Origin of the sequence: Undibacterium sp. SXout7W (assembly GCF_049339385.1) — a bacterium.
Taxonomy (GTDB): Bacteria; Pseudomonadota; Gammaproteobacteria; order Burkholderiales; family Burkholderiaceae_D; genus Undibacterium.
Genome location: NZ_JBMPPF010000001.1, coordinates 221,469 through 246,471, shown reverse-complemented (window position 1 = coordinate 246,471; position 25,003 = coordinate 221,469). Strand labels below are relative to the sequence as shown.

Genomic DNA, 25,003 nt, shown 5'->3' with positions numbered 1-25,003 from the left:
GCTTGTCTGTTGTCGAGGCTATCGCAGGCAGCACGCCGATCTGCGCTGCGTGTTTTGCTACGCATCATCTTACGTCGCATCACGCTGCATACATCATGTTGTAGTTCGCGTTGTAAATTTGCGCTGTATTCACGTTGCATTACGTCGCATTGTGTCGCTGTGTGCACTTAGTATGTACTCAGTGTGCGCTTTATCCATGCTTATACATCACAAATTAGGTATAACGAATCATGTGCAGCAATTGGTGCTGCACATTAATCGAAATACTGGTACTCAAACAGCACGTTTCAATAAAATCTCAACTGCCGGCAAAGTTTTTCCCTCCAAAAACTCAAGGAAAGCACCGCCACCTGTTGAGATATAGCCGATACGATCAGCAATCTGATATTTGGCAATCGCTGCCAACGTGTCGCCTCCGCCTGCAATAGAGAAACCGGAGGATTCGGCAATGGCATGTGCCAGTACTTTTGTACCGTTTCCAAATTGATCAAATTCAAAAACACCGACTGGACCATTCCAGACAATCGTACCGGATTGTTTGATCTGCGTAGCCAGCAATGCCGCAGTTGCAGGGCCGATATCCAAAATCATGTCATCGTCTTCAACATCAGCCACCAGTTTGACGGTCGCTACCGCAGTTGCGGAAAATTCTTTCGCGCACACCACATCGGTAGGAATAGGCACTGAAGCACCACGTTTTGCCATCAAGTCGATGATCGCTTTTGCCTCATCGACCAGATCCGCCTCGGCCAGGGATTTGCCTATTTTCAGGCCAGACGCCAGCATGAAGGTGTTAGCAATACCACCACCGACGATCAGATTGTCCACTTTGTCCGCCAGAGACTTCAGAATTGTCAGTTTGCTCGACACTTTAGAACCTGCCACGATGGCGACCAGCGGACGTGCTGGCTGACCGAGCGCTTTGCCCAGAGCATCAAGTTCGGCAGACAGCAAAGGCCCAGCACAAGCGACAGGTGCAAATTTGGCGATACCGTGGGTGGTAGCCTCAGCACGATGTGCCGTCCCGAAAGCGTCATTCACATAAACGTCGCATAATGCGGCCATTTTCTGCGCCAAGCCGTCGTCATTTTTCTTTTCGCCTTTGTTGACACGGCAATTTTCCAGCAAGACCACTTGTCCTGGTGCAACTTCTACACCGTCCAGCCAGTTCTGCTTCAGCTCAACCGGCATTCCCAGCAACTCAGACAGTCGACGAGCAACCGGTGCCAGGCTGTCTTCCGGTTTAAATTCACCTTCGACCGGACGCCCAAGATGAGACGTCACCATCACTGCTGCGCCCGCCTGCAACGCTTGCTGAATTGCGGGAACAGAAACGCGGATACGGGTATCTTCGGTGATCTGACCGGCATCGTCTTGTGGAACATTAAGATCTGCGCGAATAAATACGCGCTTACCCTGAAGCTGATTGGCTGCGATAAGATCGCTGAGTCGGTTGAATTGCATCGTGATATGAAATGATAAAAACGGCAAGATTGATGGAAGAATAATTGCTGACGACACGCAGAAAGCGCCAGAAAATTATCTCAGGATAGATACAGAATCATTCCAACACGACAACCACGACCTGGCTATCGCATGTATGCCGCTTCCCCACCAGCCCTCTGCCAGCAACGTGTGCAGACAAAGACGAGCACCTGGAAAAGTAAGCAAGCAACAACAAAATGATGTTGTATCTATCCTCAATCCGCTATTTTACCAAAGCCGCCATCACTACCATATTGTTTACAGGGATTTGTCGATAAATTGTACTGATCAGACACTTTTTATCCACTATAGACCCAGACGAATATAGGTAAACACGGCCATACCGAAAAAAATCGTTTGCAACATATTTCTGCGTACCAGAAAAAATGCAGTGGCAAGCAGGCCTGCCCATAATTTGGGATTATGGCTACTGACATCAGGCACGCCTCCGGATAACAGCAAATCTGGCACGACAATCGCCGCCAGAGCACACGCAGGTGCGTATCGGAGTGCTTCCTGCACACGCGGCGGCAATTGCACGCGATGTCCCAGTAGCCAGAATCCGCTGCGGGCAATAAACGTCGCCACCATCAGTAAAAAAATAACTGCCCAGACTTCCCAATCGCTCATGATGCTTCCTTATCTGCGATCTTGCGTGAACTGATTTTTTCATCCCATATCATCGCAGTTGCCATTCCAAGAATAACCGCCAGTAGCAAGCCAAGTTTATACGGGACATTCACCGCCATCACCCCCACTACGCTGGCAACCAGAACGCCGACAAAGGCAGCGCGATTGATAATCAGCGGTAACATAATGCATAAAATAGCCAAAGTCCCGGCAAAGCCCAGGCCCCAACTGGCAGGAATCTGGCTGCCAAGCAAAATTCCGATAATGGATCCCAGCTGCCATGAAGTCCAGTTCGGAAATACCAATGCTTTCAGGAACGCGAGTTTTCCCTGTTCATCAATCGCCGACGGATAGCGCTGCATAAAAAGCCCGACAGAAATATCTCCGCTCAGATAACCAAGCCAGCCACGGGTGCGCCAGGGCAAATACGCAAAATGAGGAGCGAGGATCGCAGAAAAGATCACAAACCGTAAATTCACAACCAGCGCAGTAACGAAGACAACCCATAACGGCGCGTTTGCCGCAATCAGCGGTAACGATGTCAATTGCGCAGACCCGGCAAACACCAGAAGAGTCATACCAAGCGCCTGCGGCACCGTCAAGCCAGCCTTGATCATCGCCACACCGACGACTAATCCCCATGCTCCGACACCAAACCAGGTCGGCATCCCTACCCGCATTCCTTCCTTAAAAGCCGCTTTATCGATATCAGATTGCATGAGGAAGTGTTGTTATGATGAAAGCATCCATTTTAAAGCCGAATGCAAATCACTGCTAATCAGGCCGCAGAGACTGCTAAAATGTGCGTTTGCTGATGTTCGCAGAAGTACGTCGAACATCAAAGTTTGATCGCACCTTACTGTATTTAATACCGGAGTCATTATGTCCAGCACTACTACTGCAACCTCTACTGCAAATAATGTTGTTGAATTACAAGCCAAAGACTTGCCTGCGCACTGCCCCAACCCTGCGATGCCGCTCTGGTCTTCACATCCACGCGTCTATCTGGATTTGTCACACGGCGGCTCTGCAACCTGTTCTTACTGCGGCACGCAATACAAGCTAGCACCTGGAACAGTCATCAAAGGACACTAAGAACACCTTCAGCAACTCATCACGACGCTGACACTCATCTTCCGGATCAACATCATGCCAGCAAAAAAGCAACTCAACGGTAGCGCGGACGAAGTCGAGATCGCATTTTATGACGCTCTCAGCCGCGCTGATCTGGACACACTGATGTCCTTGTGGGCAGAAGATGAAGAAATTGTCTGCATTCATCCAGGGGCATCCCGCCTGATAGGTCATGCAGCGATCAGAAGTTCATGGGAAGCGATTTTTGAACGTGGTAGCGTACATATTCATCCCGTTCAATTACATGCCACTCACAACATGTTGACGGCGGTACACAGTGTCATTGAAGAAGTTCAGCACCAGACGGACAGCGCTCCGGAAGCACATGTACTGGCCACCAATGTCTACGTAAAAACACCTCACGGCTGGCGTATTACGATGCACCATGCGTCAGTCGCCGTGGGCAAACCGCCACTGGATTTATTCAAAGCCAGCGTTTTACATTAGTCACTCGATGAAATACCAGTCTCCAAGATGGCTACCGGGCGGCCATCTGCAAACGATCTACCCGGCCATCGGCATTGCAAAACCGGTAGTTGCATTCAGACGTGAGCGCTGGAGTACGCCAGACGGCGATTTCATTGATGTCGATTTTGTTGATGGCGATGCAGACAAGCCGTTTGTCGTGCTGTTTCATGGACTTGAAGGCTCCAGCGACAGTCACTACGCCAGAGCACTGATGTCGGCCATCAAAGAACGAGGCTGGTCGGGAGCAGTTCCACATTTTCGTGGCTGCTCAGGTGAACTCAACAAAGCGCCACGCTTTTATCATTCTGGTGATGCCGAGGAAATTCACTGGATTATTCAACGGCTGCAACAAAAACGTCCATACAGTTATTTTTTTGCAGCTGGAGTTTCACTTGGTGGCAATGCGCTATTACGCTGGTTGGGGGAGTCACAACATCAGGCCGAGAATATTCAGGCTGCCTGCGCCATTTCCGCTCCGGTTGATCTTGCACAGGGAGGAGCATCGCTCTCCAGTGGTTTTAACATGCTCTACACTCACATGTTTCTGAAAACGCTGAAACCCAAATGTCTGGAGAAACTGACACAATTCCCCGGTTTGTTCGATCAGCGCGCCATGTTGAACGCCAAAAATTTATACGATTTCGACAATATCGTCACAGCACCGCTGCATGGCTATCGCGATACCAACGATTACTGGAACCGGGCAAGTGCCCGTCATGTGATGACCGACATCACCGTTCCTACGCTGGTATTAAATGCACTTAACGATCCATTCCTGCCTGGTCAGCACTTACCCCGGCAAGCCTCTGATAGTGTTACTCTCGACTATCCCGAACACGGTGGACATGTCGGCTTTGCCAATGGCAATATTCCAGGAAAACTAGACTGGCTACCAATGAAAATCCTAACCTTTTTTGAAAAGCAGATGTAATGGACGACATCGTTAAAGCCGCCATGAATAAATGGCCAAATGTCCCACATTGCTACGGCTGGCTGGCACTGGATGCACGCGGCCAATGGCGCATGCGCGATGAACGCTGCCAAACACTCGATCTACCCGGAGACGTCATCCGCCATCCTGCATTGATCAACTTCATCAACCGCAACTACACCGTTGATGAACGCGGCTGCTGGTTTTTTCAGAATGGGCCTCAACGAGTATATGTTGATTTGGAAACGACGCCGTATATTCTGCGCACGACTCCAGAAGGATTAATTAAACATACTGGTGACTTGCTGCGTCAACCCGACCAAGCATATCTAGATGAAAATGGACGCTTATTTATAAAGGGAGATGGCCTGATTCACATAATCGACGACAGAGATTTGATGAATTGTGTAGACTCAATTCGCATTCATTCGCAGAGTGGTGAGAATATTTTGATGGCTTGGCTGGATAGTGATGAGACTACAGGAGCAGTACTCAATGTAGTTGAGAGTCAAATTAAATTGGCCCTTCTAAGAACTACTTGGCAAGAGATACGGAATGAATGTTTTTTTGTGACCGCCCCAAAAAGCAATCAAACATAAAAAGAACTATCATCTAAAAAGAGCACCTCATTAACTGACATACGTTGGTATTAACCACATTCATGCAGTTAATATCTTTCCTGATAATCCAGACTTTGCAAGCTCTGGCGAAAATGAACAATTTTTTCCTCATCTACCGATAGCATTCGAGTCTGAAAAATATCGTAACCACTCATATCTATTTGCTGACAAATCACGTGATCTTCTTCGAATACCTGACGATTTACTAATGCAGTTGAAGCAAAAAAATGATCCATTCCTGATGGTGGAAAACTCGGTGCCAAATTAGACTTCAACAAACGACTGTAGAAGTTTGTTCTATTTCTCTCTCTCGCAGGAAAAAAATTTTGCAACGAATACGAATATCCAAAAGTAGATGAAAGCATAGAAAAAGGAAATAGATATAAACTCATATAACCGTCATACTGCTCGCCAAGTTGAAATGCTTTGCTCGCCCTACGTAATTTTTTCTCATACGACGCATCTAAAATGCGAAAATAAACTGCCGAATTCTTATTCATATACTCATCTTTTGGCTCGGACAAGTTAAGACGACCAAGAGATGTAGGATGCACAAACGGGGCATGCAAAGCATCCAACGCATTTTCTATAGCGATCTTCCAATTACATTCGTAAGAATAAGCGTTCCAGTCTGCCCTACCATGAATATCCATAGAAATAGAAGCTAGCTTATCAAACAATCCTGCAAGTTGACTCTCTAACGTTACTAAAGGGCGAGGACTGACAAATAAAAAATCCCCACACCAGTCTGACTGCCATTGCCGCAAATTCACATCTCGCAAATCATCTTGCGAGAATTTTTCGATACAAGGAATATGTAGATGCCCATTCTGAAAACTCCAGCCATGATATGGACAGGAAATTGGCGCATTGCCATGAAATTCAGAGAAAAATCTTGAGCCACGATGTGGACATAAGTTATCAAAAACAAGTAAATTATCCGCATCATTACAAACGACAATGTCTTGCCCCAGCCAATTCAGGCGTAAGAAATCCCCTTGCTTTGGCAACTCAGAGCGATGACAAATCAAATGCCAGAATTGATCACGTAAATCTAAATCGTTCATGACAAGCTCCTGGCCGGTGGTGTAAAAACCGTTACATTCTCTTTAACGTTTCTGACAACAATAGAGCCTGCCCCAACCTTCGCATAGTCTCCCACCTGAACATGCGGCAAAACAGATGCATGAGAACCTACCAGCACCGCCTTACCAATCTTCACATGGCCAGTAAGATCAACATGCGCACAAATAACGCTTGCCTCTCCGACATAAACGTCATGCCCAGCTCCGGAGTGACAATTGATTACAACAAAATCTTCTAGTTTGGTATTTGCGGAAATTAAAGAAAAGGGATAAATAATTACGCCCTCGCCGATTTGTGCATTGTGTGCAATTACAGCATTAGGATGAATATAATTATAAAATTTTGCGCCCTTTTCCCGTAAATTTTGCGCAATTTTCAGTCTGGACTGCGGCTCTCCTATAGCTAAAATGAGTTCTGTGCCAGAAACGGGTTGATAATCGGCAATACCTCCTAAAACAGGGTAAGGATAATCGACATGAAAACATGCCCGCGGACTAATCGTATCGTCAATAATTCCCTGAATAACAATTTCGCCCTGCTGCTCTAAAGGTTTTAGTAAAGCCATCACCTCTTGCGCCATGCCTCCGGCACCGACAATCACAATATTATGTTTATGTACCATCGCTATCTCACTGTATATCCGCCATCAAGTACCAGGCTCGCTCCAGTCATCCAGCGCCCTGCATCGGACATCATGAACGTAGCAGCATGAGCAATATCTATCGCTTCACCAAAACCTAAAAGATGCTTTCCTTCGTACTCAGCAACAGATTCCGGTGATAATCCCTGAACTAGACGCGCATGCATTTCTGTCTTAACAGCACCAGCAGCTATTGCGTTCACACGTATCCCACGTGGTGCAAACTCAACCGCAAGAGAACGACTTAATCCTTCTATGGCTGCTTTGGCTGAAGAATACAAACTCATTCCAGCTTGTCCTCGAACCGCTGCCACAGACGACATTAGAGTAATCGAGCCACCATTATTCATTACGCCTTTTAATGATGCTGCACGCGCCAATGCAACAGCTGATTTAATACTTGACGTAAAAACCTCATCGAATTGCTTTTCCTTAGAGAGCTTAACGGGACGTACCATACTAATACCAGCAGCGTGCAGAATCCCATCTAAACTTTCAGCATCCCTAACATGGTCTTGAATCAGTTCTACCACATGATCACTACCGTCCAAATCGCAAAGCAACATCTTATGCTCTTTCCCATGCAACGATGATAAGGTGGCCAAAAGTCGCTCCTGATCACGCCCACATATAAGTAATTGTGCTCCACAAGCGGCAAACATTTGCGCACATGCTCGACCAATTCCAGAAGAAGCACCTGTCACGAGAATACGTTTATCTTTCAAAGAATTTTCTTGAAAAATCATACTTCTCCAACCTCAATTAAACGGCACGATAACATTGCATCAAAATTCATTACGGTCGCTGCCCACGAGTAACCGACACCAAATCCAGCCATCACCTGCATACCAGACATAATCTGAGTTTCTCGCAATTCTGAGATTAATAAGGGAATCGATGCACTAGATGTATTACCAAAGCGGCTAATATTGATGGGGACTTTTTCTGTCGGCAATTTCAACTTCTTCGCTATATGGCGAATCATAAAAGTATTAGCCTGATGAAATAGAAATTGATCAACTTGATCGATCTGTATATCTGCAAATGCAAGAACATCACTGATCAAGGAAGGAATACTACGCAAAGTAAAATTAAATACTTCGGCACCATCCATAAACAAAAAATCCGGATTTACATTTTGCATTCGCACGTCGAGCTTCGACTTACTGCGATATAAGCTATTTGGTATTATCAAATTTCGTTCACCTTGACCGTCAGTGCCCAGCACAAAATACGATGCCATTGCATCTGCACTAAACTCCAATGCTGTCGCAGTACCCGCATCACCAAATAGCATAGCAGTAGCACGATCAGTGGGATCTACGGTTTTACTGGTAGTATCGCCGACTAGAAGTAAAACCCGTTTCACTGCGATACCATCAATTAAGCGTGATGCAAGCCATAAACCGTATACATAACCAGAACATCCAAGGTTCACATCCAAGGCTGCACAATGTGTAGCCAACCCCAGACGTGCCTGCAATGCGCAAGCTGTTGCGGGAAGGCGATAATCCGGGGTCTGTGAAATAAATAAAATAGCGTCAACACTGTCACTTTCCCATTGCAAGTCGTGCATCAACTGCCGTGCAGCAGCTTCACATAAATCAGCCGTTGTCTGGTCGGTACCAGCAACCCGGCGTGTTTGAACACCGGTCATTTTGGAAACTTCTGCAATGACTTGCTCATCGAAGACATCCATAAACTCAGAATTTTGTTTAACTCTGGAAGGAACTGCGCTAACAATTCCTCGCAATGCTACCTTCTCTGTGAGTATGCGCATACCTTTCGAGGAGTGATGAGTGGTCATGTCAATCCTTTCTAGCACCTTCTATTAAGGCAACAATGTCCGCAACACTTAAGCATTTAGAAAGAGATTGGCCATCCAACATGACAGAGAAAATATCATCCACCAAAGCCATGGTAGAAACTACTGCCAAAGAGTCCCATGCATAATCTTGCAAGTGTAATTCTGGCGTCACAAGCGCAACATCAATTTCTAAAATTTCTGCCAAACCTTCAAAAAATTCCTGCATTTTATTTCCCTCGTTATTTGTGCATAATCGTTAATTGTTGGTTTAGCCTAAGAATGCATGATCCCCAAGAATAACCCACACCAAAACCTGTCAACATTATCGTCATAGTCCCTGCGACCTTCCCCCTCTCCACCCCAATAGCTAATGCCAGCGGAATTGATGAAGAAACAGTATTACCTACATATTCCATCTCAATCAAAAATCGATCAGCAGGAATCCGTAATTTCTTACGCAGCGCCTCTAACAAGAAGCGATTTGCCTGATGAAACACTATGCAGTCCAACTGATCCCATGATAGCTTGGCTTGCTGTAATATTTGAGTGCAAAGACTAGGTATGCAGGTCAGCGTAAATTTCATAATCTCAGGGCCATCCATGTATAAATGTCTGGCAGAACGCTCTAGCCCTGCATGATCAGTGAACGTTTCTGACGTGTGCGTTCCCATTGCGCGACATGCACTGGATGGCACGATAAGATTGTCTGCGCCTGCTCCGTCTGTGCCTAGAATCACAGGGCCAATCAAGGGGATGTTTGACTCCTGCACTGCAATCCAACTAGCTGTTGCGGCATCACCAAAAAGTGGCCTCACACTTCTATCCTCAGCATGTAACAGCTTACTGTAGGTGTCGCCTGTCAATAGGAGAACACATTTCGCCATACCTGATTCGACAAGAGCTTTTGCCATTGATAAACCGTAGATGTAGCCAGAGCACCCCATATTTAAATCCAAGGCAGCACAGTTCTTCCTTAAACCTAATCGCTGATGAATTAAACAAGCAGAGGTCGGCAAGAGATAATCGGGCGTCTGCGTACAAAATAACAAATAGTCCACATCTTCGCGATTAAATTGGTCATTGATAAAAAGCAGATCAGCAGCTTCCACCGCGAGATCACTCGCAGTTTGTTCAGGATGCGCAATACGTCGCTCACGTATTCCCGTTTTTTCAAAAATCTTTTCCGCAGTCCATTCTGGAAAACATTCTGATAAATCTTGATTGGTCAAGACGGGGTCTGGCAATGAGTAACTTATTGCTTTCAGGCTAGCGACGAGACGTAGACTCATTTCACATTTTCCGAACCAAGTATCAACATATATAAAAGCCAATTTTATTTGGGCTAATTTTCTTATTTTTATAATTTTGAAATACTTCAACGAAAACTAAACGAAATTACGTTTTGACAACTATCGCTGAAACACGAAATAGACTTTATGAAACGACAATCTATTACTCATTTACATTGTACCAACTACGTAATACGAAAATCGTTAATTCAATGAATAAATATCAGATATGGGACGCAAACCCAAGACAGCTTGGACACTTGTCTTATGTCATGTCAAAAACCAAAAATGTCGCAATTGCAACCCATCACTGGTTTTCATTTAATTTTCTTTTCTTGCAATTCTTCTTTATGTAAAACCGACCATTCTCGTTCACGTGCATCAATGACGGATTGCTCGTAATACTGAGCATCCTTTTCACGTCTTGCGATATCCAGTTGTTGCATCGCAGCCCTCCAATTCGCCTGAATTGCATATGCTTCCGCCAAGGCGATATGCTGCAATGCTTGCTTACCTTGGATTTCGTACACTTTCGCCAGCAGATTCTGTAGTTTTGCATCTTGGCGATATAAAACGAGTTGATCCCGCAAATAGCTTTCTGCCTGCCCTACTTTTTGTGCAGCAAGCAAAGCCTCCACATATTGGTACACGAGCCCTCGTGACAAAGGAAGTTGCTCTATCGATTTTTCGGCTTCACGAATCGCGTAATCATATTTTTTTTCGGCTATAGCGATATCAATTGAAAGGCTACTGAATACACTGCTACGAGTCAAAATGGGCTGTAATACTGGATTATTTTCGACCTGTTTTTTAACGTCAGAATATAAACTGTCTGCTTTCAGATAATCTAATTGTTTTAGCGCGACAAAAGCTAAGCCATATTTAGCCGCAATTTTATCCTCAACTCTTTCCGACTTCATTTGCAAATCAAATGCAAGCTTACTATCCAGTAAGCCTTGTACTGTCGGATCCTGCAACACCCGGATCCGTGCTTTCATCAAAAAAAAGTCGAGACTGTCAGAAATTTGCTTATACCGCTGATCTAATACTCTCGTCTGAATATCGGCAATACGTTCGCTAGTTAAAGGATGACTGCGCAGATACGCCGGTGCATTATCATTGTAATTTCGCGTAGAAGCCTGTAACCGGCCAAAAAAGCTGACCATACCGTTTGCATCAAAACCCGAATCACGCAAAATCTGAAAACCTATACGATCAGCCTCTCGTTCTGCCTCTCGACTGAAGTTGAGTTGTTTTTGTATTGCCAGCCCCTGGCCACCTGCCGCCAGTGCAATGGCAGCATCTGGGCTGGAGCGCGAGGCGAGGACTGCTAACGCTAATGCAGCTAAGGGGATGAGCGCATCATACTTTTGACTACTCAGCATTCTTGCTATATGACGTTGAGCGACATGGCCAATTTCATGACCCATGACAGAAGCAAGCTCAGACTCAGACTGTGAAGTCAGTATTAATCCAGAATGAAAACCGATAAATCCACCTGGAAACGCAAATGCATTCAGCACAGGATCTCGTACGGCAAAAAATTCAAAATCATAACGCTGCTCACCGCGCGCGTCAGGGCTGGCATCCAGCAATTTATTGCCAAGCCGGTTCAAGTATTCGGACACAGGACCATCATCAATATAGTCTGGATCCCGCCGAACAACATTCATAATCTGCTCGCCCAACTTACGTTCCGCGAGTGGTGATAATTCTTCGCGTGCAGTATCTCCTAAGGTAGGAAGGTTCTGCGCTACCGCTAGCTCCGAGCATATTGAGGAAGTACAACAAAGTGTAGTCGCCAGCAGAATTTGTATGAAACGTAAACGCAACACATTTTTTTTCGTTGCGATCGCACTATGATGCTGCGCTGCTGGATATACTCCGAACATCTTCAACTGATCTCCTCACGCTATGACGACAGAAACTGCAGCAACTGGCCTAACCCATTTTGATGAAACAGGACAGGCACATATGGTCGATGTTATAGAAAAACAAGATACACATCGCATGGCAATTGCCAGCGGCGCTATTCGCATGCGCCCTGAAACACTTGCCATCATACAATCGGGTAATGCAAAGAAAGGTGATGTGCTCGGAATTTCCCGCATTGCCGCCATCATGGGCGCAAAACGTACCAGCGATCTGATTCCTTTGTGCCATCCTCTGGCTCTGACTAAGGTTGCTGTCGATTTTAACATTATGGAAGAAAAAGCAACGATAAGCTGTACCGCACAAGTTGAAACGTTTGGTAAAACTGGCGTGGAAATGGAAGCATTAACAGCAGTACAAATTGGTCTATTGACAATTTATGATATGTGTAAGGCCGTTGATCGCGGAATGGTGATGAGCGATATACGTGTTATGGAGAAGCATGGGGGCAAATCGGGCGACTGGATCAGTCTGATTGATGATGCTGGGGAAAACTAGTTCAGTATGCGTTTCCCCTGCGTGCTGTTGCGCTACTCATTTGGTCAAAGTCATTTTTACCGATCATGTGAATACCAGTAAAAATGACCGCCCACAGTTTCTTTCTTCTGTAACGGATGAATCCAGAGAACATCTGGTTCTGGTGACATTGGATCAATAGAAAATTTATGGTGAGTTACGTGGCAGCATTTTTTTAAACACATTCATATATCGCGGATCCATTGCTGCTTTAGCGCGCCAGTAGTCAAAATATTCCGGGTAACCATCTGGATGCAAGCGTTGTAATGTGCGCATTACCTGAATAGCTTGATCTTGTCGGCCATTCAGAACACACGCCTCAGCTAGTTTGTTTAAATTATGCATAAAACCAAACCGGTACGTAGCACTCTCTATAAAAGCAATTTCATCATCATGCATCCCTTCTGTGGGAACGATACTCATCAATTTAAAATAATCGTAAAACTGAGGAAATATGGTGATAGCAGGTTGCTGTAACGATTTCTGATTTTTAGCGCCCTCGGATCTTAATACATCAAATGCCTGCACTACTCGACGATAATCCAAGCTCAAAACGACGATAAGCGCCAATGTAATCAATGCTCCACTGATAACCAACACTGAAGGTAACACCACACCGTTTGCCGGCCAGCGATTTTGTTGCAGCATACCCATTAGCATAGCGACAGGTAGCAAAATGTAGGCATACCAGAGCGGAAACTCCACCATGCTATGCACCATGACTGCCAATAAGCAAAAGCTGGCAAAACGCACAGCCAAACTTTGCCCGCTCAAAACGCATGTCTGATATACCCACCAGGATAGAAACGCCAATAGGATAATAGTAAACGGCCAGCCCATTTCTGCTGCAAGATTCAACACCACATTATGACTGTGTTCAGCATAAGTAGATGAGGGGAAATTAGCGGCAATACGCACCTGCTCCTCCCCAAAACCAAACCATCCAATCCCTACCCAAGGGTGATGCGATGCTATATGCCATGCTTGTTGCCACAAAGCAGCGCGCTCTGAACGGACACCACCAATGCGCTCAATCACAGAGCCGCCCTGCCATCCTAATAATCCAACAATATGAGACTCAAAAAATACGAGAAAAAAATAGAGACATACATAGCCCAACAAAATAGCGCCGGGAACAGTCTTAGGATGTTCATCTTTGCGCAACAAGAAGAGAGCATAGGCTGGAATGATAATCCAACCTATGCGTGATTGCGTCATGACCAGACCGAGCAATAACATGATTGCACTGATAACCGTCAGTATGTTGGATAAACGCTGTACTCGATATAAAAAAATTAAACCCGCCAAGCCAAAGCAAAGTATTAATGCAAGCTGATTAGGCTGTGCAATATTGCCGTAAGGACGAGGAAAAATCGTCGTTTTCCCCATGTACATTACGACAGGTGCCAAAGACAGCCCAGAAACCTGAAGAATTTGAATAACCACAGACAACAGGCTGGCGATAAAAAATGCACTCGCCATCATCAGCGCCAAATGATCTCTCTCCGTTCTACTCTGCGAGAGAGACGTACCAATCACTGTGGCCAAAGCAGCAAGAAAAAAATAAGCTACTGGTAATAATAAATCCGCCCAAGATTGATGCTGAAAAAACAAATATTGAATCAGCATCAATAAAGGAAAGCACAGAAACAATTTTGTTATTGCATGTCCATGCCAGGAAAATGCATTTTCCCTCGCTAATATGGCAGCCGCCACAATGAAGGAAACGATGATTGCCACATCATTCACGTAGGAACGAAGTGGATGTAAATGGTAAGGAATCAGAAATGAAATTACCACACCCATAGCCAGTAGCAATATGGGAAAACGATGTTGATGAATCACTTGTCAATTAATTAGGTTGGTCAATAGTTGGAGGCGCTCTTCATCTGTCCTTGCATATGTCACACATCAGCAATATGCAGTGCAGCGATACACCATCTGAATTTATGTTACATCAGCAATAATATCGACAATATTATCCACATCTGACATTGATAAATCTGGGTAAATAGGTAAGCAAAGCACCATTTCGGAAGCATGGTGGGCAATGGGTAGGCCTATTTTATCTGCGGATGCCAGTTTGCTGTACATCTCAAATTCTGAAATCAATGGATAGAAGTAGCGGCGCGGATGAATATTGAAAGACTTCAATTTCAGGTACAGCGCATCCCTGCTCAAGGGAAAATGAGCTTCGATTAATAAAGGAAAATATGAATAGTTAGAGCGTTTTTGCCCATTACGATCCAGACATCTGACGCCATTAATTGAACTTAATTTTTCTCTGTAACGCGCATCAATTTGTCCTCTCTTTACAATTGCTTGATCAACATACTTTAATTGCAGTAGGCCAAGCGCTGCGTTCATCTCGCTCATCTTGCCGTTGATCCCAGTGGCAATAACACTGACTTCATCCTCAAACCCAAAATTTTTCAGATCATCAATCAGATGTTTCATTGCAGGATCAGCTGAAATAATCGCCCCACCTTCAAATGTATTAAACACTTTGGTGGCATGAAAACTCAGAACCGAAAGGTCTCCCTCGTTCAGAATACTGCCATGGTCTCCCACAACACCAAATGCATGGGCCGCGTCGTAAATTACTTTTAATTTATATTTATCGGCAATTTTCTGAATTTTTTCAACATCACATGGATGTCCGTAGCAATGTACAGGCAAGATCGCCGACGTCTTTTCTGTAATCGCTGCCTCAATTTTGTCAGGATCAAGATTTAAAGTAACAGGATCAACATCTATAAAAACAGGCGTGAGGCCATTCCACAGAAGCGCGTGCGAGGTGGCAACAAAAGAATAAGGCGTCGTAATAACCTCACCCTCGATATGAAGCGCCTTAAACGCAGCAAGCAACGCGATCGTCGCATTGGCAAATAAAGAGATATAGGGCACCCCTAAGTATTGACACAAAGCCGTTTCCAACTGCTGGTGAAATGGTCCACAATTAGTCAAAATCCGGCTTCCCCACATCTTCTCCAGGTAAGGAATAAATTCATCCAAAGGAGGCAACTCGGGTCGGGTCACATAAATAGGGGTGACACTATGTTTCGGCATCAGATAAATTCCTTGATATCAAACTGCGTATCTTTTTTGATTACTTCAAATGTCGCAGGTGCTAAATCTGCACACCAACGTTTCCACATATGTCGTAACGCATACTCGAAAGAATCCGCAACCAGTCCCTGCTGACAAAAGGCAGAATCAAGAAAGCGTTGCCGCAATCCCGTACGAATTTCTGATAGCTCTTGGTGTTGCATCGCAATAGCCCTACCCTTGCTGACAAAGTCGTCAGGCCCTTCAGCAACAAATATTGACTGCAAACCAACGTGAGAAAGATTACTCGCTCCTTGTCGACCTGAAATTGTTGCGCCAGTCATCGTTAACGTGGGAACACCCATCCACAATGCATGATTCGTCGTCGTACCACCGGTATAAGGGAAAGTATCAAGACAGACATCAACTTTGTGATGGAGTGCAAGGTAATCTCGCATATTAGTACGCTGATACAACGTCAATCTATCTTCAGAAATTCCTTCCTCCGCCAACCATTTCAGCAACTGTTGGCAACTTTCTCTTGCTGGCAAGCCACCAAAAATCATTCTGGATTCCGGTATTGCTCTCAATAATTGCCCCCAAAGCGCAATCACTTCCCGATTGATCTTATCGATCCGGTTAAAACTACCGAATGTTATGTAACCATTACTTAACGCAGGCAGAGAATTCACATCAGGAGCATCATGCTCTGGCTGGAACGTAATTGAAATTGGAATAATTGCCAGCTTTTCGACAAATTGCTGCGCTACCTTTTCTGGAGGAATAAAGTAACGATCACCGATGTAATAATCCATCGATGTCAGGCCGGTTGTTCCTGGATATCCGATCCAACTCGCTTGTATGGGAGCTGGCTTCCTCGCAAACGTCAGAAGTCTATTCATTGCAGTATGGCCGGAGAGATCGATCAGAATATCAACTTTATCTCCATGGATCATCTCTGCAAGTTTATCGTCCGATAAATTAGCTACTTTCAGCCAAGAACGTACATACGCTTTCATTCGCTGTGTAACGTTATCTTCTACAGGATTGTTGCTATACACATAAATATGTAATTTTGTTTTTTTTGCGAGAGATGCCAGTATTGGCTCAAAAAAAGATGCGACAGCGTGATTAAATAAGTCTCCAGACACAAAACCTATTTTTAAAAATCGTTCTGTGTCAGCAGTGCTATCGTACTCAAACTTCTTATCGCTGAGAGAGGCTTCATATTGAGCTCCAAATCGACAATGTTCATTGAATAATTCATTCGCAGTCACCGATGTCTTATGACTTAAACAAAATAAATAATTACTATATCCGCCATTAAACTCTGGATTTAGCTCCACTGATTTTTTGAAGCTATCAACCGCATTATCAATTTGCCCACTGTCTTTATAATATGCTCCTAAATTGTTGACTGCCATAAAAAATTCAGGATTTATTTTTAATGCCTCTTTTGTAGATTTGATCGCTTTCTCAAGATCACCACGGGCAGCGTGAACATTTCCAATGTTTACAAAATAATCTGGTGTATCACTTGAGTAAAGTACAGCAACCTCAAAGCTTTTTAAAGCATCGTCTAGTTGCAATAAACCGAAGTAAGCTAAGCCCAAGTTATTATGAATATCAGCGATGCTATCGTCACTGGCTAAAGCACGTAAAAGAGATTTTTTTGCGTCGGCATAATCGCCTTGACTATTTAATTCGCGTCCAACCGCATTCAACAACTCGACGCTAACAAGTGGTATTTGTACAATCTGACGAAACGCAGCCTGTGCACTGGCAATATCTCCGCTAGCTAGATAGAGATTTCCTAAGGAAAAAAATGAATTAGCATCATTAGGATTCGACTTAATCGTGTTATTTAATATTTTAATAAACTTGTCATGTTTTCCTAATTTCAGTAAAACGGTCGCAAGATTACTATACACATCAGTCGACCCTGGGTTAAATTTTAGTGCCTGCTCATAGGAATCTATACCCTCTTCGTGCCGATCAACATCAATCAAAACATTTCCTTTGGCTACCAATGCCTGAAAGAAAATAGGATTATATTTCAGTGCAATGTTGTATGCTTCTATAGCGTCGTGCTTACTTCCAAGCTTCGCCAAAGCATTGCCTTTATTGTAATATGCGGCAGCATAAGAATGGTCAAGTTCAATAGCTGTGTTATATGACGATAAAGCATCAGAAAAACGCTCCATTTTCATGAACACGTTACCTTTATTCAGGTGTGCCCGAGCCATTTGAGGATAGATAGTCAACAGATACTCATACGTAGATAATGCCTGATCAAAGCTACCTTGATCTTCAAAATCATTTCCCTCTTTTAAGATTAATTTCGCCCTGTCATCACCTACTGTTGCCGTATTTTTTGGTTCAGAAGGTGCTCCCAAAATACGTTTGATCCGTTGTAAAAAACCTTTTTTTTCCATTGAGGGCTCTGATATTGTCGAATGATTCTCGAGTTCAATTATTTCAAATGATGCATCAACCATTGGGTCAAGTCATCGACATACTGATCTGTATAACCGACCTCCAATAATTGCCACTTAAATACGTTACCTAACTGCGCTTTTTTATACACGTTCAGCTTGTTTTGCAGCTTGAATTCTGCAACTTTTTGTTCCATTTTTAGCAAAAGTTCTTTTTGCCTGCGTTCAAATTCCTTTTTTCCTTTGTTGCCTGATTCTGTTTTCTTCTCGCGTTCAGCGTAAAAATTTGCTAGCGCAATACCAAACTCCTTCGACTTACCCGCATCGAACCAATCAAAAAACATAAAACATTCTTCCTTTCCTCAAAATGTATCTAACCAACACTATTCATATTAAAAAAGTGTTATTTCGTCTCACGAGTTAAAACAGGTAAAAAGATTACAAATTTTTCTAAAAAAATGCGTCTTTGGGAACAAAACCGATCATTTCAGCAGTATCTTTATTCAATAAAACAGTCCAACTATTGCGAGTAGAAACAATTGGGAGAAAAATAACCTGACTCCTATTAATGCCAGACTTTGCTATCTGCTCGTCAATTAAAGCGGTATCGGCCGGATATTGTTTATATAGATCATCAACACTGCTGGCTTCACGCACAACCTGATCTTTTGATAATGCATAGTCTTGCCAAAACGCGGGCATTGCACCTCTTAATTGTCCCGTCACAGATAACACCATCAAATCCATGCGCTCGCTCTCACTTTTAGCGGCACGCATGCTCAACAGGCGAGGACCTGTCAGTGATAATCGACGGAAATCAGGAGTTGCATCAAATAATTTATCTTCGGCAATTTGAACCTGTGTAATAACGTCGAACTGCTTTCCATTAAACACAACGGCTACTGGCCTCGCCAAAAAAACGGTATGCATGCCATATAACAATCCTATTAATTGCAATAGTCCAACAATCGCCAAATCTCTTATCAATTCTCTCTTATTCTTTTTTAAGTCAAACACGACAAATGTCAACAAAGGACCGAGAATTAGATCAACCCCTATTACCAAAAATAATAACGATAAGCCTCCACATAACTGATCATAAGGCGTCGGATACCAGAGTAACGTCACAATTAGCGTCACTACTGCAGCAACACAAAGTGATATCAGCCCGTGAAAAACAAAGGCTCTGAATTTAAGGCAGTAGATATTCATATTGCAAAAAAAATTTAAAAAATATTTCCAAGTATACCTAATTAAACATAAGCAAAATACAATAAAAAAACCCGCCCAAAGGCGGGTTTTTAATAACATCAACCAAATTAACGGCACTCAGCTGGAACAAATTTTGCCTGTGCAGCACTGGAAGTACAGGTCCAACTTATAACGCCACTGCCTGCAGAAGGCTTCAACGTTAAAACAGCAGATTGAGCTTTCGCTGTACCAGTTCCAGTTAAAACACCACTTCCAGTACATGTAACGGAAGCAGTGTTTGTTGTTGCAGTAGTGATATCAGTAATCCCTTTACAAGCTGTTGCTGAATCAATCACGCCGCCATTTGAGGCAATATTCTCAGAAATAGTTGGTTTAAAACCAGTCATCAAACCCAAAACTTCAGTAACACGACCACGCGTTGTGTAGTCTTGATAAGCCGGCAAAGCCACTGCAGCCAGAATACCGATAATGGCAACAACGATCATCAATTCGATCAGTGTAAAACCTTTTTGTACTTGTTTCATAACTTTCATATTACCTCCGGATTAGGAACAAAAAAATGACCACAACTTCATTTAGCAAACGTCGTGCCAATAAACTTAAAGACGTGCGCCTGACGTAAACAATCAATATCAGTGACAAATATTATATTTCAGCCATTTTTCGTCAGATAAACTGACAATTTTTGACACTTACGTAACATGATGTTAAGTGCAGACAAATTTCATCTGCGTACCAGCCAACTCGACAACATCTCCCGAACGCAATGTTTGTTGCTGCCCCTGGATATCCACACCATTGACTTGAGTGGCAATTTTGCCTTCTACATGGCGTATTGCGTAATCATTACCTTGTCTTGTGATCGCAATAACCTGAACGCCTGGGCTACCGATTGTTGTCACTGGCTTTGTCAACGACAATTCTTTACCTGCATTGCTACCATTTAATACTTTCACTTTTGCCAATCTTACTACCTGTGGAGACTCTTTCGCGCCAGAAGAAGCAGAAGGTGCGGACGGATTTTTTTTATCTTCCTGAAATCTGAGTTTGTACTTGCCAATATCAATAATATCGTCCTGCTGTAAAAGATGTTTTTTTACAGGCTGGCTATTAACCATCGTTCCGTTAGTACTTCCCAGATCAAGTACAAAGCATCCATTTGGCGTGGTATCAATCGCGGCATGTTGTCCGCTGACAGTCAGATGATCAATGATCAAATCATTGCTTGGTCTGCGTCCAATCGTAATGCGCTGCTTCGTGATTGCATATTCCTGTTGAACCAAGCCATTAAATGTGACGATAATTTTCGCCATAAATCTCTCATTCACTTAAATTAATCGTATTACCGAAAAAATATTTTTTGCAACAGGGAGGAGCCTTGCAAGGTTTCAGCCTTAAAGAGCACAACGGAAGAATTATCCATTCCGCCGTTTCTGTTTGCGCTATCAATCAGAGATTGACAACATTCGCTTAAATTTGTTGCTTGCAACCTGAGTATGGACTGAATTTCATCATGGCTTAGCATATCGGTCAATCCATCCGAACAGATCATATACAAATCTGACTCCCGCATGGGATGGATACTGACATCAACATCAACGGTAGCTTGCGTGCCCACTGCACGAGTAATCAGGTTACGAATATTAGAGAATCTTGCATCTGCCTCACTGATATGACCAGCATTGATCTGCTCCTGCAATACAGAGTGATCCTGAGTCATTCGTTCCAATACACCGCTTCGATAACGATACACTCGAGAGTCACCAACATGTGCAACAATCAATTTATCGTGCAGGCAACACGCGAGTGCAATAGTCGTTCCCATGCCGACACACGCGGCATTATTTTGCGCCGCCAACATCACTTGACGGTTCGCCAGTGCGATAGCATCAATCACCCAATGCGCAAAATGCGCAGGACGTAATCCCCATACTGGGAACCAAATTCCATCGAGCTTATTACAAAGAAAATCAGCCACAATTTGCGCTGTCATCGCGCTTGCAACTTCTCCTGCATTGTAGCCCCCCATACCATCAGCCAGAATCACACAGCCGTAGTCAGAGCAAACAACAATTGCATCTTCGTTATGCTCTCTGACCAATCCCGTATCAGATAAGGCTGCAAACTCTATAAAACGCTGATAGACCATGGATTAAATTATTTCAATCTTATGCATCCGATTATGTCGAACAAGGGTCAAAAAAATGTCAATTTACAAAATCTCTTAAAAGCGATCACGATAACGTAAAGTTCATCATTTGATTTATACCGCAGATAGCTATGAAGAAGCTTAACATTAAGAAAACCAGTTTGCACTTGATATCCCTACTGGGCAAAATAACCGAAAAAAAAGCCGCGAAAACGCGGCTTTTTCAGCAATATACATCTGTAAATATTACAGCATCGCTTTTAACAAACGCGCCATTTCAGATGGATTCTTAGTTGCTTTGATACCGCATTCTTCCATGATGTCCAATTTCGCTTGCGCAGTATCAGCACCACCGGAGATCAATGCGCCAGCATGACCCATACGTTTGCCTGGAGGTGCAGTCACACCAGCGATGAAGCCAACAACCGGCTTCTTCATGTTGTCACGTACCCAGTAGGAAGCATTCGCTTCATCTGGACCGCCGATTTCACCGATCATGATGACAGCATCTGTATCTGGATCATCATTGAACATCTTCATGACGTCGATATGTTTCAAGCCGTTGATTGGATCGCCACCGATACCAACTGCAGAAGATTGACCTAAGCCAAGCGCTGTCAATTGACCAACCGCTTCATAAGTCAATGTACCAGAGCGGGAAACCACGCCGATACGACCTTTACGGTGGATGTGACCTGGCATAATACCGATCTTAATTTCGTCTGGTGTGATCAGACCTGGGCAGTTAGGGCCGAGCAATTTTGTCTTGCTACCAGCTTTAGCCATGCGGTCTTTCAACATCATCATGTCACGGACAGGGATACCTTCAGTGATACAGATTGCCAGATCGAGGTCCGCTTCAACTGCTTCCCAGATCGCTGCTGCTGCACCTGCTGGTGGAACATAAATAACAGATACTGTTGCACCAGTTGCTGCTTTTGCTTCAGTAACGTTCGCGTAGATTGGAATACCTTCGAAGTCTTCGCCAGCTTTCTTAGGATTGACGCCTGCAACGAAACAGTTTTGACCGTTTGCGTAATCACGGCACATACGGGTATGAAACTGGCCTGTTTTGCCAGTAATACCTTGGGTAATGACTTTAGTGTCTTTATTAATCAGGATGGACATAGTGATTCCTTGCGATAATTAAGCTTGAGCAGCAGCGGCAACAACCTTCTGCGCTGCTTCTTCCATCGTGTCAGCTGCGATGATAGGCAGACCGGATTCAGCAAGCATTTTCTTGCCGATATCTTCGTTTGTGCCTTTCATACGTACAACCAAAGGTACTTGCAATGACACTGCTTTAGACGCAGTAATCACGCCTTCTGCAATCACGTCACAACGCATAATGCCACCGAAAATATTCACCAGGATGGCTTTCAAGCCTGGGTTTTTCAACATGATCTTGAATGCTTCAGTCACTTTTTCTGCTGTTGCACCACCACCTACGTCGAGGAAGTTGGCAGGCTCGCCACCGAACAGTTTGATGGTATCCATGGTTGCCATGGCCAGACCAGCACCGTTGACCAAGCAACCGATATTGCCGTCGAGGGAGATGTAAGCCAAGTCAAATTTGGAGGCTTCGATTTCTGCCGGATCTTCTTCATCCAGATCGCGGTAAGCAACGATTTCTGGTTGACGGAACAAAGAGTTTGCATCGAAATTGAATTTCGCATCCAAAGCGATCACTTTGCCAGAACCAGTCAAGATCAAAGGATTGATTTCGGCTAAAGAGCAATCTGTTTCCATGAATGCTTTGTACAAGCCTTTTAACTGAACGCGTGCGTCTTCGATAGAGCCTTCTGGCACACCGATTTTGCGGGAAATATCGTCCGCTTCTGCATCTTGCAAACCAGCAGTCGGATCAATCGCGATGGAATGAATCAGCTCTGGATGGGATTCAGCCACTTCTTCAATATCCATGCCGCCTTCAGAAGACGCCATCAATACCACGCGTTGGCTAATACGGTCAGTCACCATACTCACGTACAGTTCTTTCTTGATGTCCGCACCTTCTTCGATCAACAGGCGACGTACTTTTTGGCCTTCAGGGCCAGTTTGATGCGTCACCAGTTGCATCCCCATGATCGCATCTGCGTATTCACGCACTTGCTCGATGGACTTAGCAACTTTAACGCCGCCGCCTTTACCACGGCCACCAGCGTGAATCTGCGCTTTTACGACCCAAACTGGTCCGCCCAGAGTTTCAGCCGCTTTGACTGCTTCTTCAACGGACATGCATGGGATACCGCGCGGTACGGTCACTCCGTATTTACGGAGGATTTCTTTACCCTGATACTCATGGATTTTCATACGACTTCCCTTCAGACACTGAGGTATAAATAATTAAATAAACAAACTAGCTGGGTGATTATGCATCAGGCATTTTTTTTGCCCAACGCGGGTAATATTGCACAACCGCTGGCCCATCGAGACGAAGTGCATGGCAACGATCAAGCTGAAACGGTTGTTTGGTTTCTTTGGAATCACTCGCGCCGTCGCGCGTGTCGATCACGTCCCCTGCAAAGGCTTGCATTGCAGCGGTAGGAAGAATTTGTGCCAACTCTGTCAAATGTGTACACCCATGAATACCTGCCATACGCTCCTTAAGCTTTTGGCGAAACTGTTGCATTAAGTTGAGACCAATGAGTTTTCGGTATTCGGGAGAGATCGTTTCGCAGTAACCTGGATAAGGAACCGCATCAGAAACGGCGTTAACATCAACAATATTCAGTTGCAAATCAATAGTAATGCGCAGGGTAAGGTTGTGCAAAGCCTCGCCATTCTGGCGAATGCCTGAAGCCAAATGTATGTCACGAGGCTTGTGATCAGTAATGCGTGCATCAAGATCCCACAATCCATCATCGCGCGAATATGCATCGATGCAGATTGCGCGTGTGTGTCTCAATGTGCGCTTTGTCGGTGAAGATAATGGCATCATGCCTGCTGGCGACTATAGATATAAGTAGCCACAATTGCGTGTCGTTACCGCAGTTTCTACGATAACAGCCGCTCCTGCGGCGCTGCAAAAAACCTCAGGATTTTAGCACAGCTAATTCAGGAACTCACTTACCACGCTTATTTTTTACGCTACGTAAGTCTATATAAGCCGATTTATGACAACGCCTCATCCTCAAGACGCCCTGCACGCAAGGCTTCTTGTATGGCTCGACCTGAAAATCCGCGTTGTTGTAAAAATCTGGATTGCTTTAATTTCTCAGTCTGATCTATCGGGGCAACTGGAAATTTTTTATGCAATACATCAATTGCCCTACTCGCCTCTGTTCCAATTAAGACCTGCCTGACCCGGTTGACATCTTCCTCATGGAGTTGATGACTTTGCAGCTCTGCCAAAATACGATGGTTACCAAATCTGGATGAGCGCCTATGAACCAGAGAATCAGAAAATCGCTCAGAGGAAAGAAATTGTGATTGTTCCAGCCAATTCAGTATTGAATCAATATCATCAGTTTCTTCAACATAAGATAATAGTTTGCGCCTTAACTCAAGACGACTGTGCTCACGCATAGACAAATATCTGAGCGCTCTGGCTTTCAAACTGATTTTTGGTTTCATGGAGAAAATTAAAAACCGGCATTATTTAATGAAAAATAATGCCGG

General features: G+C 44.2%; 27 protein-coding genes. 5 read left to right on the top strand and 22 right to left on the bottom strand.

All coding sequences use genetic code 11. The annotated features are described in order from the left end of the window. Positions 1 to 273: 273 nt before the first annotated feature. From ACO0LB_RS01095 to ACO0LB_RS01085, 3 genes are all read right to left on the bottom strand, one after another. Positions 274 to 1,464: a phosphoglycerate kinase gene (locus ACO0LB_RS01095; protein ID WP_423045623.1), complete on the bottom strand. Its 1,191-nt coding sequence runs from the start codon at positions 1,462 to 1,464 to the stop codon at positions 274 to 276. A 327-nt stretch (positions 1,465 to 1,791) separates the two neighbouring features. Then, positions 1,792 to 2,115 (bottom strand): AzlD domain-containing protein, encoded by a 324-nt coding sequence (locus ACO0LB_RS01090; RefSeq protein ID WP_423045621.1) that lies wholly within the window; start codon positions 2,113 to 2,115, stop codon positions 1,792 to 1,794. Further along, positions 2,112 to 2,834: an AzlC family ABC transporter permease gene (locus ACO0LB_RS01085; protein ID WP_423045620.1), complete on the bottom strand. Its 723-nt coding sequence runs from the start codon at positions 2,832 to 2,834 to the stop codon at positions 2,112 to 2,114. Before ACO0LB_RS01085 ends, ACO0LB_RS01090 begins: the two co-directional genes overlap by 4 nt. Positions 2,835 to 2,997: 163 nt before the next feature. Here ACO0LB_RS01085 and ACO0LB_RS01080 point away from each other — a divergent pair, with 163 nt between their 5' ends. Genes ACO0LB_RS01080 through ACO0LB_RS01065 form a run of 4 tightly spaced genes read left to right on the top strand, consistent with a single transcriptional unit; the run spans position 2,998 to position 5,247 of the window. Further along, on the top strand, positions 2,998 to 3,210 hold the full coding sequence (locus ACO0LB_RS01080; protein ID WP_423045618.1) for a zinc-finger domain-containing protein: 213 nt from the start codon (positions 2,998 to 3,000) through the stop codon (positions 3,208 to 3,210). A gap of 54 nt (positions 3,211 to 3,264) precedes the next feature. Then, positions 3,265 to 3,696 (top strand): YybH family protein, encoded by a 432-nt coding sequence (locus tag ACO0LB_RS01075; protein ID WP_423045616.1) that lies wholly within the window; start codon positions 3,265 to 3,267, stop codon positions 3,694 to 3,696. 7 nt (positions 3,697 to 3,703) lie between these two features. Next, the gene (locus tag ACO0LB_RS01070; protein WP_423045615.1) at positions 3,704 to 4,648 is read left to right on the top strand and encodes a YheT family hydrolase; all 945 of its coding nucleotides are present in this window, start codon (positions 3,704 to 3,706) and stop codon (positions 4,646 to 4,648) included. Beyond that, positions 4,648 to 5,247 (top strand): DUF2946 family protein, encoded by a 600-nt coding sequence (locus tag ACO0LB_RS01065; RefSeq protein WP_423045613.1) that lies wholly within the window; start codon positions 4,648 to 4,650, stop codon positions 5,245 to 5,247. Before ACO0LB_RS01070 ends, ACO0LB_RS01065 begins: the two co-directional genes overlap by 1 nt. 68 nt (positions 5,248 to 5,315) lie before the next feature. Here ACO0LB_RS01065 and ACO0LB_RS01060 read toward each other — a convergent pair whose 3' ends face one another. From ACO0LB_RS01060 to ACO0LB_RS01030, 7 genes are all read right to left on the bottom strand, one after another. Beyond that, positions 5,316 to 6,335 carry a Rieske 2Fe-2S domain-containing protein gene (locus ACO0LB_RS01060; protein WP_423045611.1) on the bottom strand — a complete coding sequence of 340 codons (1,020 nt, stop codon included), beginning with the start codon at positions 6,333 to 6,335 and terminating at the stop codon, positions 5,316 to 5,318. After that, a complete protein-coding gene (locus ACO0LB_RS01055) occupies positions 6,332 to 6,976 on the bottom strand; it encodes an acetyltransferase (RefSeq protein WP_423045609.1) in 645 nt (214 codons plus the stop codon). Before ACO0LB_RS01055 ends, ACO0LB_RS01060 begins: the two co-directional genes overlap by 4 nt. Before the next feature lie 2 nt (positions 6,977 to 6,978). Continuing rightward, positions 6,979 to 7,737 (bottom strand): SDR family NAD(P)-dependent oxidoreductase, encoded by a 759-nt coding sequence (locus ACO0LB_RS01050; RefSeq protein ID WP_423046124.1) that lies wholly within the window; start codon positions 7,735 to 7,737, stop codon positions 6,979 to 6,981. Beyond that, a complete protein-coding gene (locus tag ACO0LB_RS01045) occupies positions 7,737 to 8,801 on the bottom strand; it encodes a 3-oxoacyl-ACP synthase III family protein (RefSeq protein WP_423045607.1) in 1,065 nt (354 codons plus the stop codon). Before ACO0LB_RS01045 ends, ACO0LB_RS01050 begins: the two co-directional genes overlap by 1 nt. A gap of 1 nt (position 8,802) precedes the next feature. After that, complete coding sequence (locus ACO0LB_RS01040; protein ID WP_423045606.1) at positions 8,803 to 9,027, bottom strand: acyl carrier protein; 225 nt, start codon at positions 9,025 to 9,027, stop codon at positions 8,803 to 8,805. A 13-nt stretch (positions 9,028 to 9,040) separates the two neighbouring features. Beyond that, a complete protein-coding gene (locus tag ACO0LB_RS01035) occupies positions 9,041 to 10,090 on the bottom strand; it encodes a 3-oxoacyl-ACP synthase III family protein (RefSeq protein ID WP_423045604.1) in 1,050 nt (349 codons plus the stop codon). Positions 10,091 to 10,407: 317 nt separating this feature from the next. Further along, complete coding sequence (locus ACO0LB_RS01030) at positions 10,408 to 11,763, bottom strand: M48 family metalloprotease (RefSeq protein ID WP_423046122.1); 1,356 nt, start codon at positions 11,761 to 11,763, stop codon at positions 10,408 to 10,410. A gap of 241 nt (positions 11,764 to 12,004) precedes the next feature. Here ACO0LB_RS01030 and moaC point away from each other — a divergent pair, with 241 nt between their 5' ends. Then, positions 12,005 to 12,520 (top strand): cyclic pyranopterin monophosphate synthase MoaC, encoded by a 516-nt coding sequence (gene moaC / locus ACO0LB_RS01025; RefSeq protein ID WP_423045602.1) that lies wholly within the window; start codon positions 12,005 to 12,007, stop codon positions 12,518 to 12,520. 165 nt (positions 12,521 to 12,685) lie between these two features. On the opposite strand, the gene ACO0LB_RS01020 is transcribed toward moaC, so the two are convergent. The 12 genes from ACO0LB_RS01020 to recX form a co-directional block, all read right to left on the bottom strand. After that, a complete protein-coding gene (locus ACO0LB_RS01020) occupies positions 12,686 to 14,278 on the bottom strand; it encodes a Wzy polymerase domain-containing protein (protein WP_423045600.1) in 1,593 nt (530 codons plus the stop codon). A 207-nt stretch (positions 14,279 to 14,485) separates the two neighbouring features. Further along, on the bottom strand, positions 14,486 to 15,607 hold the full coding sequence (locus ACO0LB_RS01015; protein WP_423045599.1) for a DegT/DnrJ/EryC1/StrS family aminotransferase: 1,122 nt from the start codon (positions 15,605 to 15,607) through the stop codon (positions 14,486 to 14,488). Further along, entirely contained in the window at positions 15,607 to 18,021 is a 2,415-nt protein-coding gene (locus tag ACO0LB_RS01010) for a tetratricopeptide repeat protein (protein WP_423045597.1), read from the bottom strand. Before ACO0LB_RS01010 ends, ACO0LB_RS01015 begins: the two co-directional genes overlap by 1 nt. A gap of 38 nt (positions 18,022 to 18,059) precedes the next feature. After that, positions 18,060 to 18,365, bottom strand: a complete 306-nt coding sequence (locus ACO0LB_RS01005) for a hypothetical protein (protein WP_423045595.1) — start codon at positions 18,363 to 18,365, stop codon at positions 18,060 to 18,062. A 106-nt stretch (positions 18,366 to 18,471) separates the two neighbouring features. After that, on the bottom strand, positions 18,472 to 19,233 hold the full coding sequence (gene tfpZ / locus ACO0LB_RS01000; RefSeq protein WP_423045593.1) for a TfpX/TfpZ family type IV pilin accessory protein: 762 nt from the start codon (positions 19,231 to 19,233) through the stop codon (positions 18,472 to 18,474). Positions 19,234 to 19,340: 107 nt separating this feature from the next. Then, the gene (locus ACO0LB_RS00995; RefSeq protein ID WP_423045591.1) at positions 19,341 to 19,766 is read right to left on the bottom strand and encodes a pilin; all 426 of its coding nucleotides are present in this window, start codon (positions 19,764 to 19,766) and stop codon (positions 19,341 to 19,343) included. A gap of 174 nt (positions 19,767 to 19,940) precedes the next feature. Continuing rightward, complete coding sequence (locus ACO0LB_RS00990) at positions 19,941 to 20,546, bottom strand: FHA domain-containing protein (protein WP_423045589.1); 606 nt, start codon at positions 20,544 to 20,546, stop codon at positions 19,941 to 19,943. 29 nt (positions 20,547 to 20,575) lie between these two features. Then, positions 20,576 to 21,382, bottom strand: coding sequence for a Stp1/IreP family PP2C-type Ser/Thr phosphatase (locus ACO0LB_RS00985; RefSeq protein ID WP_423045587.1), 807 nt, complete (start codon positions 21,380 to 21,382; stop codon positions 20,576 to 20,578). A gap of 246 nt (positions 21,383 to 21,628) precedes the next feature. Beyond that, positions 21,629 to 22,510, bottom strand: a complete 882-nt coding sequence (gene sucD, locus ACO0LB_RS00980) for a succinate--CoA ligase subunit alpha (RefSeq protein ID WP_423045585.1) — start codon at positions 22,508 to 22,510, stop codon at positions 21,629 to 21,631. 18 nt (positions 22,511 to 22,528) lie between these two features. Continuing rightward, positions 22,529 to 23,710: an ADP-forming succinate--CoA ligase subunit beta gene (gene sucC / locus ACO0LB_RS00975; RefSeq protein ID WP_423046120.1), complete on the bottom strand. Its 1,182-nt coding sequence runs from the start codon at positions 23,708 to 23,710 to the stop codon at positions 22,529 to 22,531. 43 nt (positions 23,711 to 23,753) lie between these two features. Continuing rightward, the gene (locus ACO0LB_RS00970; protein ID WP_423046118.1) at positions 23,754 to 24,320 is read right to left on the bottom strand and encodes a DUF2889 domain-containing protein; all 567 of its coding nucleotides are present in this window, start codon (positions 24,318 to 24,320) and stop codon (positions 23,754 to 23,756) included. 176 nt (positions 24,321 to 24,496) lie between these two features. After that, positions 24,497 to 24,958: a recombination regulator RecX gene (gene recX / locus ACO0LB_RS00965; RefSeq protein ID WP_423045584.1), complete on the bottom strand. Its 462-nt coding sequence runs from the start codon at positions 24,956 to 24,958 to the stop codon at positions 24,497 to 24,499. Positions 24,959 to 25,003: the final 45 nt, after the last annotated feature.

Bases quoted from the DNA above. Each gene is read 5' to 3' on its own strand.
- ACO0LB_RS01095 (WP_423045623.1), bottom strand. From the start codon at position 1,464: ATGCAATTCAACCGACTCAGCGATCTTATCGCAGCCAATCAGCTTCAG.
- ACO0LB_RS01090 (WP_423045621.1), bottom strand. From the start codon at position 2,115: ATGAGCGATTGGGAAGTCTGGGCAGTTATTTTTTTACTGATGGTGGCG.
- ACO0LB_RS01085 (WP_423045620.1), bottom strand. From the start codon at position 2,834: ATGCAATCTGATATCGATAAAGCGGCTTTTAAGGAAGGAATGCGGGTA.
- ACO0LB_RS01080 (WP_423045618.1), top strand. From the start codon at position 2,998: ATGTCCAGCACTACTACTGCAACCTCTACTGCAAATAATGTTGTTGAA.
- ACO0LB_RS01075 (WP_423045616.1), top strand. From the start codon at position 3,265: ATGCCAGCAAAAAAGCAACTCAACGGTAGCGCGGACGAAGTCGAGATC.
- ACO0LB_RS01070 (WP_423045615.1), top strand. From the start codon at position 3,704: ATGAAATACCAGTCTCCAAGATGGCTACCGGGCGGCCATCTGCAAACG.
- ACO0LB_RS01065 (WP_423045613.1), top strand. From the start codon at position 4,648: ATGGACGACATCGTTAAAGCCGCCATGAATAAATGGCCAAATGTCCCA.
- ACO0LB_RS01060 (WP_423045611.1), bottom strand. From the start codon at position 6,335: ATGAACGATTTAGATTTACGTGATCAATTCTGGCATTTGATTTGTCAT.
- ACO0LB_RS01055 (WP_423045609.1), bottom strand. From the start codon at position 6,976: ATGGTACATAAACATAATATTGTGATTGTCGGTGCCGGAGGCATGGCG.
- ACO0LB_RS01045 (WP_423045607.1), bottom strand. From the start codon at position 8,801: ATGACCACTCATCACTCCTCGAAAGGTATGCGCATACTCACAGAGAAG.
- ACO0LB_RS01040 (WP_423045606.1), bottom strand. From the start codon at position 9,027: ATGCAGGAATTTTTTGAAGGTTTGGCAGAAATTTTAGAAATTGATGTT.
- ACO0LB_RS01035 (WP_423045604.1), bottom strand. From the start codon at position 10,090: ATGAGTCTACGTCTCGTCGCTAGCCTGAAAGCAATAAGTTACTCATTG.
- ACO0LB_RS01030 (WP_423046122.1), bottom strand. From the start codon at position 11,763: ATGAATGTTGTTCGGCGGGATCCAGACTATATTGATGATGGTCCTGTG.
- moaC (WP_423045602.1), top strand. From the start codon at position 12,005: ATGACGACAGAAACTGCAGCAACTGGCCTAACCCATTTTGATGAAACA.
- ACO0LB_RS01015 (WP_423045599.1), bottom strand. From the start codon at position 15,607: ATGCCGAAACATAGTGTCACCCCTATTTATGTGACCCGACCCGAGTTG.
- ACO0LB_RS01010 (WP_423045597.1), bottom strand. From the start codon at position 18,021: ATGGAAAAAAAAGGTTTTTTACAACGGATCAAACGTATTTTGGGAGCA.
- ACO0LB_RS01005 (WP_423045595.1), bottom strand. From the start codon at position 18,365: ATGTTTTTTGATTGGTTCGATGCGGGTAAGTCGAAGGAGTTTGGTATT.
- tfpZ (WP_423045593.1), bottom strand. From the start codon at position 19,233: ATGAATATCTACTGCCTTAAATTCAGAGCCTTTGTTTTTCACGGGCTG.
- ACO0LB_RS00995 (WP_423045591.1), bottom strand. From the start codon at position 19,766: ATGAAAGTTATGAAACAAGTACAAAAAGGTTTTACACTGATCGAATTG.
- ACO0LB_RS00990 (WP_423045589.1), bottom strand. From the start codon at position 20,546: ATGGCGAAAATTATCGTCACATTTAATGGCTTGGTTCAACAGGAATAT.
- ACO0LB_RS00985 (WP_423045587.1), bottom strand. From the start codon at position 21,382: ATGGTCTATCAGCGTTTTATAGAGTTTGCAGCCTTATCTGATACGGGA.
- sucD (WP_423045585.1), bottom strand. From the start codon at position 22,510: ATGTCCATCCTGATTAATAAAGACACTAAAGTCATTACCCAAGGTATT.
- ACO0LB_RS00970 (WP_423046118.1), bottom strand. From the start codon at position 24,320: ATGCCATTATCTTCACCGACAAAGCGCACATTGAGACACACACGCGCA.
- recX (WP_423045584.1), bottom strand. From the start codon at position 24,958: ATGAAACCAAAAATCAGTTTGAAAGCCAGAGCGCTCAGATATTTGTCT.